Here is a 13,638-nt window from a genome sequence, read left to right on the forward strand (position 1 = left end):
GCTGCCGGCAGCACTGCTTGTACGTAAACGCCTTTGGGGGACAACTCCAGGCTCAGCCCCTGCGACAAAAACAGCACAAAGGCTTTGGTCGCGCCATAAATCGACATGCCGAATTCCGGCGCGAAACCCACCACCGAGCCAATATTGACGATGGCACCGGTACCGGACTGCGCGAGGCGCGGTGCAATCGCGGCAGCAAGCCGTGTCAAGGCGGTGGTGTTAAGCGTGATCTGGCGTTCAATCGCCTCGGCGGATTGCGCCAGGAAGTCTCCCGATTGCGCCATGCCTGCGTTATTGATCAAGATGCCGATACCTGCGTCATCACGCAGCCTTGCCTCCAGTACGGACAGTTCTGCCGTGTTGGTCAGGTCGGCTTGCAGCACCTCGACAGATACCTGGTGCTCGGCACGCAGGCGCGTGGCCAAGGCCTCCAGGCGCGATTTGTCACGCGCAACAATAATGAGATTGTGGCCGCGACGTGCAAAGCGTTCGGCATAGGTGGCACCAATGCCGCTGGAGGCACCGGTAATGAAAACGGTCGGAAGTGTAGTCATGGCTTTTCTCTGAATCAGTTGATTGGGTGGGAAGCGGAAGTGCCGCGCGCCTTACAGCTTGACCACGACCTTGCCCTTGGATCGTCCCTGGGCCAGGTATTCAAGTGCATTTTTGGCTTGATTGAACGGAAATACCTTGTCGATTACCGGCTTGATCTGCCCTGTTTCCAGTAGCTTGCTGATGGCTGCGAGTTGACTGCCATCCGGACGGACGAACAGAAAGGAATAAGAGACGTCCCGCTGCCGCGCTAGGCGCATGATCTTGCGGCTCATCAAGCCGAACACGAAGCGCAGCACAAAATTCAAGCGTTTTCTGCGGGCAAATGCCGCATCCAGCGGGCCAATGAGCGAGACGATCCGGCTACCCGGTTTGAGAATGGCAAGTGACTTTTCAATGGTGTCACCGCGTGTTGTGCCCAGCACGGCATCGTAGCCACGCAGCACGGTTTCAAATTCCTGCTTTTTGTAGTCGACAACCTCATCGGCACCCAGGCTGCGTACCAGGTCAACATTGCCCGTACTCGTTGTGGTGCCAACCTTTGCGCCCAGGTGCTTGGCCAGCTGGATGGCAAACGTGCCTATCCCGCCGGACCCGGCCGGAATGAAGACCTTCTGGCCCGCCTGCAGATTGGCCCGCTCTTTCAGCGCTTGCCACGAGGTGAGGGCCACCATCGGAATGGAAGCGGCTTGCACAAAGTCCAGATTTTCAGGTTTCAGTGCAGCTGCACGCTCCGGCACGACGGCGTATTCAGCAATTGCCCCGGTGCCCAGGTCGAAAATGCTGGCAAATACGGCATCGCCCGGCTTGAAGCGCGTCACATGACTCCCCACCTCGGTCACGACACCGGCCAGGTCACTCCCCAGGACGGCAGGTAGCTGGAAATGCAGCACCGGCTTGAACATCCCGGTCGGAATCATATTGTCGATCGGGTTAAGCCCGGCGGCGTGAACCTTCACCAGCAGTTCATCAGCTTTGAGTGCTGGCCGGGGCACTTCGGTAATGCCGATCTCTGGCGACTTGCCATAGCGCTTGAAGGTGAGTGCTTTCATGGTTTTCAACTTTCATCCTTGGTTCTTGATTTTTGTCTTGCCTGCTCAACCGGCTCAGCTCAATCCGCGAGAAAGTCCAACACAGCGGACACAAACGTCCGGTAGTGCTGGAACACGCCACCGTGTCCTGAGTCGGGATAAATCGTCAGTTGTGCATTGGGCAAGCGGCGCGCCATGTCTGCGGAATGGCTGCTGTCCACCATCAGGTCACGATCACCGTTGGCGACAAAAACCGGCTGCTTAATCACGGAGAGATCATCTGGCGCACTCAGCCCAGCAGTCTTGATGGCTTTCAATTGGGCAAGTCTGGCTTGCAGGGAAATGCCCTTGTCGCGGTTAGTCGTCCGCATTTTCAGGGCGGTGAAGTAATCCCGCGCAGCGTGCTTTCCTTCAGTGGTACGAGGAAAGAACAGAAAATGTCTGGCATCGCTCCAGGTCAACGCCGCCTTGATGTAGGCCAGAACAGCCACTTTGGTCACTTTTTCAATACCGCCACCACCACGCGGCCCGGTACCGGCCAGCACGATCCGCCGCACCAGATCCGGTGCTTGCAATGCCACCATTTGGGCAACGCCACCGCCCAGGGAGAAGCCGAGCAAATCCACCTGTGTAAACCCCATGGCACGGATAAAGGCAATGGCATCATGCCCCATTTCTTCCACCGTCTCGGGTACACGCCCTGTCGAGGCACCCACCCCGCGGTTGTCAAATGCAATGACGCGACGCTTGGTGGCGATGCCATCGATAACACGCGGGTCCCAATCGTCCAGTACTGCCATCAGGTGATGCAGAAAAATAACCGGCACACCGGAATCGGGGCCCAGATCGCGATAGGCAAAAGACACCCCGCCAGCGTTAATGGTACGGGTTGCGACGTCCTGCCATTTCGCTTTGCGTACCGGCTGCACAACATGCACAGCATGTTGTGCAGCAACTGTCTTGGCGGCCGATGAAGTGCCTGTATTGTTTGTGCGCATCAAAGAAATCTCCCGACGGGTGGATTGCCAGTCCATGAAGTGTTAGTATCAAAGTGATACGAACAATACTACCAATTTCCCGATAAGTCACTATCAAAATAGTATGGACACAGAAAATAGTTGTGAGAACCCTTGCCCGATCTCCCGCAGCCTGAGCGTTGCCGGTGATGCCTGGAGCATTTTGATCCTGCGCGATGCCCATGCCGGACTGACCCGTTTCGACCAATTCCGCAAGAGCATGGGTATTGCGCCCACCATGCTGACCCGCCGTTTGGCGACTCTGACTGAGGAAGGACTGCTGGAAAAACGGCGCTACTCGGAACACCCGCCGCGTGAGGAATACCTGTTGACCGAGGCAGGTCGGGACTTTTTACCGGTGCTGTTCATGATCGGGGCTTGGGGACGCAAATACCGGGGTGGTGGCAAGCTGACGCAGTTCTTTGATGCCGAAACGGGGACTGAAATTCAGGCGATTGCGGTGGATGAAGTGACCGGCGCCAAGATCGGAACGCGTCCGATGCGAGTCGTTGTACCGGATGAGCGCTGACAGCACTGTCAATGTACAGGCTGCCAGCGCAGTGATGATTCAGCTGTCAGTCCGGCTCATTGGCTTCCAACTGCAGGGATGGCAAGCAAGCTGCTGTTTTTGATAGAGGTGTTGGCCTGCTGGCTCGATTGATCTGTAGGCACGGCAAGATCATGGCCAATACCAACAGACATGAATGCGAACACAAGATAAGCCAGTGGGGCTGCAATGATGAACATTTGTTTACTCCTGTATGCAAGATGGAGGGCAACTTATCCTCTATGTCACTCAGGCTGAAGCGAGATTGTTGAGAGGATTAGCATAAGTACTATTTCGGTAGTGACTTTAGCAGCACTCCACCCTCAAGTCACTATCAAATTGATACAAACAAAGAGTTGCTCATCTTGCTGCGTGAAAAAGCCCATTGTGTGCTTTGGTATTTGATGTCAAAGCACTTCCATTGATGTAGAAGCTGGTCTACGTGTTTGACTCCCATCGCCCGCTCCACACCGGATTCCGGCAGATCCCTGATCTGCCAAAGAAAAAAGCCAACCGTCAGCGGTTGGCTTTTTTCTTGTCTGGTCGATATCGGGTCAGCGCTGGGTCAAGCGTTAGCAAGCAGCCAACGCATCCGGAATCAGAATGTGGGATTGGATTTCACGACAGACCAAAGGTTTTGCGCAGCCCCTTCTCGACCGGACCAGCAGGCATGAAACGGCGCAACTTGGCCAGAAGAGAGGCCTCACCTTTCGGCGTATGGCGCATTTTCCACGCGCCTAAAGCAGCATTAACAATGGTAGAGGCGACACCGTCGGGATTGGGCGCTTTCTGGACATTGTTTTGAATGGCTTGGGCAACGACGCCGCGTTCTGCGTCATAGTCGGAGATTCTGGAAACCGTCTGCGGCGCATTGATATCCAGGTTTGTCTTGGTAAAGGAAGGCTCGACCAAGGCCACGCGGATGCCGAATTGGCGAAGCTCGTGATCCAGGGTCTCGGACAGGCCTTCAACAGCATGCTTGGACGCTGAATAAAGCGCCATATAGGGTGCGGGCAGAAAGCCCAACACCGAACTGACGTTGACGATACGTCCGGAGCGTTGCTTGCGCATGTGGGGCAGCACCGCCTTGGAAACCCGCATAAGACCAAAGAGATTGGTATCAAACAGCGTTTGCGCTTCGGCAATCGAGGCTTCTTCCAGTGCGCCCAGCAGGGTCACGCCGGCACTGTTGACCAGCACGTCGATGCGCTTGGCCAGATCGATAACGGTTTGAATCCCTTGCAGAACTGATGTGTTGTCGCGGATATCCATTTCGATGAGCGTTACACCGGCGATGGCCTGCGCTGTTGCAATGTTCCGGACCGTGCCGAATACACGGCAACCTCGTTGGGTAAACTGCTCCGCAGTAGCGCGGCCTATGCCCGATGACACACCAGTAATGATGACAACCCTGGAATTCGACATGATGGTTTTTCCGTGTGTGGTAAATGCTTGGCAAATATGCGGGCCAGGTCCATGACCCTGCCCCTGAGCAGGAGCAGGACAAATGAAGTTGCGCTCAGTCAAGTGTCTCAAGCGCCAGGGCGATGCCTTGACCGCCGCCGATGCACAAGGTCACGATGCCGCGCCGCAGCTTGTCTCGACGCATGGAGTGAATCAGCCGTGTCGTGAGAATTGCGCCGGTGGCACCGATAGCGTGGCCATGCGCAATGGAGCCACCTTCGACATTGACAATGTCCTCGGCAAAGCCAAGTTGCTGTAAGCACAGTAACGAAACGGCGGCAAAGGCTTCATTGATCTCCACACGATCCACATCGGAGGTCTTCCAGCCAGCGCGTTCCATGGCAAGCTTTACCGCAGGTATCGGCCCCATGCCAAACAGGCCGGGTTCAACCGCAGCGACCGCATAGGATGCCAAGCGTACCGATGGCTGCAGACCATGCGTCTCTGCAAAGCTGCGTTGTGCAATCACCATGGCAGAGGCTGCACTGTTGAGCCCTGGCGCATTCCCGGCAGTGATCGTGCCATCGGGGCGGAATGCCGGTTTAAGGCGGCGCAGAGCCTCGATTGTCGTTTCCGGCCGATTGCTTTCGTCCCTGGCAAAAACGACGGTTCCTTTTCGACTCTGCAATTCGACCGGAATGATTTCATCTTCGAATTTTCCGGCTGCTTGCGCCGCCGCAAAGCGCAGCTGAGAGCGCAAGGCCCACTGGTCCTGCTGCTCGCGACTGATATGGAAACGGCTCACCAGATCTTCGGTATGCCAACCGGAATGTTGACCACTGAATGCATCGTTCAGTCCGTCATTCAACATGCTGTCAATGACCTGGCCGTTGCCCATGCGATAGCCCCAGCGCCCAGCCGGAATCAGGTACGGTGCTTGATCCATATTCTCCATTCCGCCGGCAATCGCGCAGTTTCCGTAACCCGCCAGTATTTCGAGCGCGGCAGAGACAATCGCCTGGGCACCAGAACCACAAACTCGATTCACGGTGAAAGCAGGAATATCGACCGGTAAGCCTGCATGAATAGCAGCCTGACGGGCGGGATTCATCCTGGCACCGGCTTGAATGACATTGCCCATCACCACAGCATCAAGGGCTTGAGGCGAGAGGCCAGAGCGCTGCAATGTTGCCTGAACTGCCGCAGCGCCAAGTACCGTTGCGGGTGTGTCTTTCAAGCTGCCGCCATAGTTTCCAATGGCGGTACGTACCGGGTTGCAGATGACAATTTCTCTTTGCTTCATTTCACTTCTCCTTGCGCATCAAGTGGCATCAAGCGGCGAATCGGCTTTTTGATTGAACGGGTTTGATCTTGAACCAGATCGAATACATGGCCGGCAGGAATACCAGGGTCAGGATGGTCCCGGCCAAGGTGCCGCCAATCAGGGTGTAAGCCAGCGTTCCCCAGAACACCGAATGGGTGAGCGGGATGAAGGCAAAAATGGCCGCCAGCGCAGTCAGAATCACTGGCCGTGCCCGCTGCACCGTTGCCTCGACGACTGCGCGGAACGGGTCCAGCCCGGCTTTTTCGTTTTCACGAATCTGGCCGATCAGAATCAGCGTGTTGCGCATCAGGATGCCGGACAAGGCAATCAGGCCCACCAGCGCATTGATGCCGAAGGGTTGCTGGAACAGCAGCAGCGTCGGTACCACGCCGATCAGCCCCAGCGGACTGGTGAGGAAAACCATCACCATCCCGGAGATGGAGCGAACCTGCAGAATGATGATGAGTAGCGTGAGGGCAATCATGATTGGAAACAGCGGCAGCATGGCAGTGCTGGCCTTGCCGGACTCCTCAATGGAGCCAGCTTCTACGATGCGATAGGCACTGGGCAGCATTGCCATGATGGGTTGCAGCTGCTTGGTCATTGCTGTTGATACGTCTGGCGGCTGCAAGCCTTCGGCAATGTCACCACGCACCGTGATGGTTGGCGTACGGTCGCGGCGCCGCAGGATGGGATCCTCCATACGCACCTCGACCTTACCGACCTGGGACAAGGGAATGCGCTGCCCGGCCACGCCGACCAGCGTGAAACCAGCAATCTTCGCGGGATCAAGGCGGATATCACCGGCGGCACGGCCAATCACCTGTACGGAACGGATATCTTCCCGCACCTCGGTCAGCGGCACTCCCGTGAGCAGGAACTGCAATTGCGATGCCACTGCGCTTGAACTCAGACCGAGAGCCTGCAAGCGATCTTGATCAAGCACAAAATGCAGGGTGGGTACGCGCGCGCCCCAATCCGTGTTGACGGTACGCATCATCGGGCTAGCATTCATTACCCCTGCTACTTGCTTGGCAATCTCGCGCAATTTGTCGGGGTCTGGCCCCATCACACGATAGGCAACCGGGAAGGGCGAAGGAGGACCAAACACGATCTGGGTGACACGGACTCTTGCCTCGGGAGCCAAGCCCGCGGCTGCCGCCTCGCGCAGTCGGAACTTGAGGGTTTCCCGCTCCAGGTCATTACCTGTCAGCACCACGATTTTGGCAAAGGACGGATCAGGCAATTCCGGTGCCATGGCCAGGAAAAAGCGGGGTGCACCTTGCCCAATGTAGGACGTCACCACTTTTGCTTCTTTCTGCTTGGCCAGCCACGCTTCTACCTTCGCTGTTGCAGCACTGGTTTGCTGGATCGAAGTGCCATAAGGCATCTGCACTTCAACCAGCACTTCTGGCCGGTCGGAAGTCGGAAAAAACTGCTTCTTCACGATACCCATGCCCACAATGGCCAGCGTAAACATCCCGACAACTGCGCCGGCAACCCACCATTTGCTGGCAATGACGCGCCCCAGTAACTGCCGGAAGCGTTTGTAGCGCGGTGTGTCGTAGAGCGCTCCATGTCCTCCTTCCACCTGCTTGAAGTCTGGTAACAACTTGACCCCGAGATAGGGCGTGAAGACCACGGCCACCACCCACGACGCAATCAGCGCAATCCCGACGATCCAGAACATGTTGCTGGTATATTCACCTGCCGTGGATCGTGCGAATCCGTTTGGCATGAAGCCGATTGCGGTGACCAAGGTCCCCGAAAGCATGGGGGCGGCCGTATGACTCCAGGCATAAGCCGACGCGGCAATACGGTCGTACCCTTCCTCCATCTTCACCACCATCATTTCAATCGCAATGATGGCGTCATCCACCAGCAAGCCCAGTGCCAGGATCAGGGAGCCAAGGGTAATGCGGTCAAAGTTCTTGCCGGAAGCAGCCATGACGACAAACACGGCAGCCAGCGTCAGCGGAACCGCCGCAGCCACCACAATACCGACGCGCCAGCCCATGCTGACAAAGCACACCACCATCACCACCAGCAAGGCGACGAAGAACTTCACCATGAACTCGTCCACTGCGGAGTGGATATTGACCGCCTGGTCTGTCACTTTCGACAAGCTCATTCCCTTGGGGAGTTCGGCATTGATCCTGGTGACTTCGGCCTCAAGTGCCTTGCCCAGATCAAGCCCGTTCCATTCGTCGCGCATCACCACGCCGAGCAATAAGGCCGGTTCACCGCCATTGCGGACCAGGAAGGTAGCGGGGTCTTCATAGCCACGTGCCACAGTGGCCACATCGGACAGCTTCAGCGTGTGCCCCTGTACAACAATCGGGGTCTGCCGAATCTTCTCTAGCTTGTCGAACGCCCCATCGATACGGACAAACACCTCGGGGCCTTTGGTTTCGATCGACCCGGCTGGCGTCAGCACGTTCTGGCTGTTCAAGGCGGCAAATATGTCCTGCGGCGTAACGCCCAGCGTTGCCAGACGATCATGCGAGAATGAGACGAAAATACGTTCCGGCTGCTCGCCGATGATATTGACCTTCTTGACCCCGGCGACATGTAGCAGTTGCTGCCGCAGCGCCTCCGCATCACGCACCAGCAGTCTTTGCGGCTCGCCCTTGGCTTTGAGGGCAAACAGGGCAAACGTCACGTCTGCATATTCATCGTTGACCATGGGGCCAATGACGCCTGCGGGCAGCTTTTTGGCTTCGTCACTAATCTTTTTGCGGGCCTGATAGAACTCTTCCTGAACTTCCGCTGGTGGCGCGCTATCGAGCAGGGAAACCATGGTGAAAGCCAAACCGGGTCGCGTGAAGGTTTCGGTGCGGTCATACCACCGTAGCTCTTGCATACGTTTTTCCAGGGGCTCTGCCACCTGATCCTGCATCTCCTGCGCCGTTGCGCCCGGCCAGGCGGTCACAATCGTCATCTGCTTGATGGTAAATGGCGGATCTTCCGCCCGGCCGAGTTTGAAGAAGGCCAGGACGCCTGCGGCGGAAATCAGCAGGATCAGGAATAAGGTGATGGCGCGCTCCCGTACGGCGAGAGCAGATAGATTGAAGCGGCTCTCGCTCATGGGCGGTCCCCTTCCATAGCGCTATTGAAGACCTGTTTGACAAGCCGGACCTGTTCGCCTTCACGCAGCAGGTGGGCTCCGAGTGCGACGATCTTGTCGCCCGGTACGAGCTTGCCGCTTACGCGTGCATTGTCATCTTCAATACGCTGGACCACGACAGGTTGCCAGGAGACCTTGGCCGGTTTGCCAGTCACGACCCAGACGCCAGGCCCTTTACCCGCGTCGAACAAGGCTGCAATGGGTACCTGCATGCCCGCCGCATCAAGCGCATGACCATACTGAATCTGGATGGAAACGGTCGCGCCCAGCGGCGCATTGGCCAAGTCACCCTCCAGCACATAGCGTGCTTCGAAGGTACGGGTCAGGCGATCGGCAGTCTCCGAGAGCTGACGAAGTTTGGCGGGAACACGATGGGTATCCGATCCATATAGCGTGGCTTGCCCGATGGAGCCTACCGCAGGACGCAAGGTCTCTGGCAGCTGGATGACTGCTTCACGCCGACCGGCATGGGCAAGACGCACGACGGTTTGCCCGGCATTCACCACCTGGCCGGGCTCGGCCAGCGTTTCCATCACCACGCCATCACCATCCGCCAGCAACTCGGCATAACGACTGGCATTACGGGCCACATCAGCCTGGGCTTCTGCTGCGCTCAACTGGGCTTTGGCTGCATCCGCTGCCGCCTTGCTCTGGTCGTAAGCAGAAGCGGAGATGGCACCGGTACCGCGCAGCTCACGGTAACGCGCTTCATCCTGTGCCGCCTGCTGCGCCCGTGCCCGTGCTGCGCTGACCGCTTCCTGCTGGGCATTGGCGGCAAGCCGCAGATCGACCGGGTCGATACGCATCAGCAGTTGGCCGCGCTTGACGGTTTGGCCTGCGTCGACCAGGCGCTCCAGCACCTTGCCGGCAACGCGAAAGCCAAGATCGCTTTGAACGCGGGCGGCTACGGTGCCAGTGAATGAGCGGGATTCAGGCGTGCCGGCCTGCACCAGGGCAGTACGTACCAGCGGGATGCTGGTACGGGAATCTGTCTGAACTTTTTCGCCGCAAGCGACCAGGGCAAACGGCAAGGCACAGATGACGGTAGAGATGGTAAGGCGACGCCGAAGCATGAAAGTCCCTTTGACGAAGTGATCGGGACTTTCAGTATTATTCTTGTGACCAATTTAGTCAATAGTCACTAATCACATATAGCTTCATGGCGACAGGCTGCGTAGTACCAGGCTGGAAAGCTGGGCCGGGGCCACCTCGGTGTAATCAAAGTTGTATTGCAATATCAAGGGGTGCAGAAAGGGCCGTATCACCAGGAAAATTGCCTTGGTCGTTTCATCCAGCGGGGTCTTGCGTTCAAAGTCGCCGCTGAGCCGCCCCTGCTGCACGATGTCTTCCAGCAAATTGCGAATGCGCTCCTCGTAAGCAACGGTCGCCGGCCAGCGCTCACCCGCTGCAGACGCTGCAATCTCGTACAGCTTTCTATCCTGAAAAAACAGCCTGAGGCTTGATTCCACAATGGTTTTAAACATGCGCCGCAGCTTTTCCGGCGGGCCTTCCGCTGCGTCAACAGCAGCTTTGACATCGTTTTCGATCTCGCGCAGGCACTGGCTGCAAATCATCTCGCCAATGGCTTGCTTGGATTCGAAGAACTTGTAGATATAGGCCTTGGAAAAGCCAATGGCTTTGGCAAGGTCAGACACCGTGGTTTTTTCGTAACCATAGAGGCTGAAATGCTCGGTGGCGGCAGTCACGATTTGATCGCGGACTTCGTGATCCGCCGGGCCACGTGCTGCGTTCGGGGATGTGTGTGCATTTTTCATGGCTAGTAGCTTACAGACGTGCTCAAAAATTGACAACAAGTGACTAATATGTATTATGGTCACTATAGTTTATTTTTCTTCGGAGCCTTCCGTGCCAGCCAAACACCCCCTCGCCTTGCTTGTTGCCGCCAGTTTGTTGACCGGCTGTGCCGTTAGTCCTGATTACACGCGGCCCGATATACCGACCTCGGCGAGCTATCTGGGCGCTGCCGCCGTGGAACAACGCCATGCCGCCACCGAGGCCGACCTGGCTACATGGTGGACGGGGTTTGGCGATCCGCAACTGAGTCGATACGTCATGTTGGCACTGGAACAGAATCTGGATCTCGCACAAGCATCCGCACGCGTCCTGCAAGCCCGGGCAGGGCTGGGAGCGGCCACCGCTGCGTTACTGCCCTCAGGCACGATCAGCGGCCAAGCCGCCAGAGCCTACCAGTCGGTTGAAACACCCCTGGGCCAGCTGTTGAATGCGCAACCGGGATTCAAGCGCTATGGCAATACTTACCAGGCAGACCTCGGTGCCAGCTGGGAGCTGGATTTGTTTGCTGGTTTAAGTCGTGACCGGGAAGCGGCACTCGCCGATTACCAAGCCTCTCAGGCAGGTGCAACTGCTACACGTCTGACGGTGGCTGCCCAGACTGCCGACATCTATATCAGCATCCGCGGCTTGCAAACCCGCCTGGACATTGCACGTCAGCAGGTTGAGAAACAACAAGCACTGCTTGATACCATCCAGCTGCTGTATGGCAAAGGATTGGCGGCTGAACTGCAGGTAGACCAAGCGGCAGGGGCGCTGGCAGAAGTTCAGTCCGCAGTGCCTGTGCTGGAAACAGGGCTGGACGCCGCCATGAATGCCCTGGATGTGATGCTGGGCTCGCCCCCCGGCACCCATCGCGCCGAACTGGCCACCGTGAGTGCCATCCCGACCGTTCCTCACATTACCGCCACCGGGTCACCCGCCGACTTGCTGCGGCGTCGGCCAGACCTGATTGTGGCCGAGCGTCGTCTGGCTGCATCCCATGCCCGCATTGGCGTGGCGATTGCCGAGTACTACCCCAAGCTGTCATTAAGTGGGCTGCTGGGTAGTGCCACGGCAGTTTCCTCCGGCAATCTGTTCACCAGTGGTGCCAGCCAGGCCGCAGGCGTACTGGGGCTGCGTTGGCGTCTCTTCGATTTTGGCCGCATCAACGCGCAGATTGAACAAGCCAAGGGGCAAGAGGCCGAGATGCTGGCCGCCTATCGACTTGCCGTGCTGCATGCAACAGAGGATGTCGAAAACGCCTTCTCTTCTTTGCTTAAACGCGAGGAGCAGTCTGTTGTCCTGGCGCGGGGGGTTGATTCGCTGGGCCGTGCCAGGTCCGCTTCGTTTGCGGCATATCAACAAGGGGTCGTCAGTCTGATCGAGGTACTACAGGCTGATGAAAACCTGCTGCGCGCCTCCGACGCGCAAGCACAAGCCAAAACGGAAGCAGCACGTGCGGCGGTTGCAGCCTTCAAGGCACTAGGTGGCGGTTGGCAGCCCAGTGGGGCGGATATGCTGGCAATAAAATGATTGAGCCGCATCTTGTTTACTGGATATTTTTATGGCTGCTTTCAACATTAGAGCAGCCGTCTCATATCTTGTATGCGAAGGACCGCTTTGGCCGAGCTTGAGACCTTGGCTTCGTATTTTGGCAATGGCCGCTCCTGGCCGATAACAGTCATGCTAGCGCATTGGCATGGCAAAGTTTCCTGCCCTGTTTCAGATACCGATCTACACGACCATTCGTATCCGGCAACATCGCACCGAACAGGATGACCGCCCGCTTGCCGACACGGAATAAGAGCCGGTTTTGTAGCGGCTCACGCACAGGGTGGATTCGCTGTCGCCAGGCGCTTAACTCCACTGCTTGATCTGCCGCACGGCAGCGGGTGCTAGGCTGCCCGCCAGGCAAAATGCGCAAAGGAGTGCTGCCAGTAATCCAGCACCGCCCTGCCCGGCCACTGTGCAGCATCAAACAAGGGCTGGCCTGTGCCATCCCTGCCCTGCTGCAAGGCGGCGTGGGTGACGCCTTTGGCCTGCAGGGTGTCGGCCAGCCGGTACAGGCTGTCTGCCGTCATCACGCGCGGGTCCAGCGTGGTACGACATTCCAGTGCAGCCCCGCTTGCCAGCGCAACATCCAGCGCCTGCCACATGCGCGCCTCGCTGCCCGGCACGCCGGTCACGGCATCCACACCGCCGGGGGCAGCCTTGATGTCCAGCCCTATCCAGTCCACCAGCCCGGCCACCGCGGCCAGCCGCTGCGGGTAGATGCCGGCGGTGTGCAGGCCGATGGCCAGCCCCAGCAGGCGGGCGTCGTGCATCCAGTCTGCCAGTTGCGGGGCCAGCGTGGGCTCGCCACCGGAGAACACCACGCCGTCCAGGAAGCCCACCCGCGCCGCCAGCATGGACTGCACGCTGCCCCAGCCAAGCACACCGGCGCCGCGCGCCTGCAGATCGGGATTGTGACAATAGCCGCAACGCCAGGGGCAGCCGGCCACGAATACCGTGGCCACCAGCCGCCCCGGCCAGTCGCAGCTGGAAAACGGCTCGATGCCGGCCAGCGGTAGCAGCGCCGGGCTAGCCGGGCTGGGTGACTCAGCGCTGCAGATGTTCTTCATCAAAATGCAGGCGTTCAGCAAATTCGCCCTGTTTGCCCACATTGAAGGCAGAAACCGGGCGGAAATAGCCCATTACGCGGGTCCATACTTCGCAGCGGGTTCGCAGTGCCGGGTCCAGCTGTTCTGCCTGTTTGGCTAGGATTTGGGATGACATCATTTCTCTCCTGTTGAGGTGTCGGGTGTGTTGCTGGGAGCGGGCTAACAAAATGGCGTGGTGTCCTG

13 protein-coding genes are annotated in these 13,638 nt (G+C 58.0%); 2 read left to right on the forward strand and 11 right to left on the reverse strand.

Annotated elements, in window-relative coordinates; genetic code table 11:
• From EAY64_RS09365 to EAY64_RS09375, 3 genes are all read right to left on the reverse strand, one after another.
• A partial coding sequence (locus tag EAY64_RS09365; protein ID WP_103524507.1) for an SDR family NAD(P)-dependent oxidoreductase occupies positions 1–554 on the reverse strand: 554 nt, incomplete at its 3' end.
• A 51-nt stretch (positions 555–605) separates the two neighbouring features.
• Entirely contained in the window at positions 606–1,604 is a 999-nt protein-coding gene (locus EAY64_RS09370) for an NADP-dependent oxidoreductase (protein ID WP_103524565.1), read from the reverse strand.
• Positions 1,605–1,663: 59 nt separating this feature from the next.
• On the reverse strand, positions 1,664–2,617 hold the full coding sequence (locus EAY64_RS09375) for an alpha/beta fold hydrolase (RefSeq protein ID WP_226034130.1): 954 nt from the start codon (positions 2,615–2,617) through the stop codon (positions 1,664–1,666).
• Between the two features lie 67 nt (positions 2,618–2,684).
• Between EAY64_RS09375 and EAY64_RS09380 the strand changes: the two genes are divergently transcribed.
• Positions 2,685–3,128, forward strand: a complete 444-nt coding sequence (locus EAY64_RS09380; protein WP_103524509.1) for a winged helix-turn-helix transcriptional regulator — start codon at positions 2,685–2,687, stop codon at positions 3,126–3,128.
• 56 nt (positions 3,129–3,184) lie between these two features.
• Here the strand turns inward: EAY64_RS09380 and EAY64_RS20390 are convergent, their stop codons facing one another.
• The 6 genes from EAY64_RS20390 to EAY64_RS09405 all read right to left on the reverse strand — a co-directional run bounded on the left by EAY64_RS20390 (position 3,185) and on the right by EAY64_RS09405 (position 10,776).
• Positions 3,185–3,346, reverse strand: a complete 162-nt coding sequence (locus tag EAY64_RS20390; protein ID WP_158604649.1) for a hypothetical protein — start codon at positions 3,344–3,346, stop codon at positions 3,185–3,187.
• 418 nt (positions 3,347–3,764) lie between these two features.
• Positions 3,765–4,571 carry an oxidoreductase gene (locus EAY64_RS09385; protein WP_103524510.1) on the reverse strand — a complete coding sequence of 269 codons (807 nt, stop codon included), beginning with the start codon at positions 4,569–4,571 and terminating at the stop codon, positions 3,765–3,767.
• Between the two features lie 94 nt (positions 4,572–4,665).
• Entirely contained in the window at positions 4,666–5,853 is a 1,188-nt protein-coding gene (locus tag EAY64_RS09390) for a thiolase family protein (RefSeq protein WP_103524511.1), read from the reverse strand.
• A gap of 28 nt (positions 5,854–5,881) precedes the next feature.
• Positions 5,882–8,962: an efflux RND transporter permease subunit gene (locus tag EAY64_RS09395; RefSeq protein WP_103524512.1), complete on the reverse strand. Its 3,081-nt coding sequence runs from the start codon at positions 8,960–8,962 to the stop codon at positions 5,882–5,884.
• Positions 8,959–10,074, reverse strand: a complete 1,116-nt coding sequence (locus EAY64_RS09400) for an efflux RND transporter periplasmic adaptor subunit (RefSeq protein ID WP_103524513.1) — start codon at positions 10,072–10,074, stop codon at positions 8,959–8,961. Before EAY64_RS09400 ends, EAY64_RS09395 begins: the two co-directional genes overlap by 4 nt.
• Positions 10,075–10,158: 84 nt before the next feature.
• A complete protein-coding gene (locus tag EAY64_RS09405; protein WP_103524514.1) occupies positions 10,159–10,776 on the reverse strand; it encodes a TetR/AcrR family transcriptional regulator in 618 nt (205 codons plus the stop codon).
• Between the two features lie 91 nt (positions 10,777–10,867).
• Here EAY64_RS09405 and EAY64_RS09410 point away from each other — a divergent pair, with 91 nt between their 5' ends.
• Positions 10,868–12,328, forward strand: coding sequence for an efflux transporter outer membrane subunit (locus tag EAY64_RS09410; RefSeq protein WP_226034129.1), 1,461 nt, complete (start codon positions 10,868–10,870; stop codon positions 12,326–12,328).
• A 362-nt stretch (positions 12,329–12,690) separates the two neighbouring features.
• Here the strand turns inward: EAY64_RS09410 and EAY64_RS09415 are convergent, their stop codons facing one another.
• Both EAY64_RS09415 and nrdD read right to left on the reverse strand, forming a co-directional pair.
• Complete coding sequence (locus EAY64_RS09415) at positions 12,691–13,416, reverse strand: anaerobic ribonucleoside-triphosphate reductase activating protein (RefSeq protein WP_158604651.1); 726 nt, start codon at positions 13,414–13,416, stop codon at positions 12,691–12,693.
• Positions 13,394–13,573: an anaerobic ribonucleoside-triphosphate reductase gene (gene nrdD, locus EAY64_RS09420; RefSeq protein ID WP_103524517.1), complete on the reverse strand. Its 180-nt coding sequence runs from the start codon at positions 13,571–13,573 to the stop codon at positions 13,394–13,396. Before nrdD ends, EAY64_RS09415 begins: the two co-directional genes overlap by 23 nt.
• Between the last annotated feature and the right edge of the window lie 65 nt (positions 13,574–13,638).

This window comes from Aquitalea palustris (genome assembly GCF_003693445.1).
Taxonomy (GTDB): Bacteria; Pseudomonadota; Gammaproteobacteria; order Burkholderiales; family Chromobacteriaceae; genus Aquitalea; species Aquitalea palustris.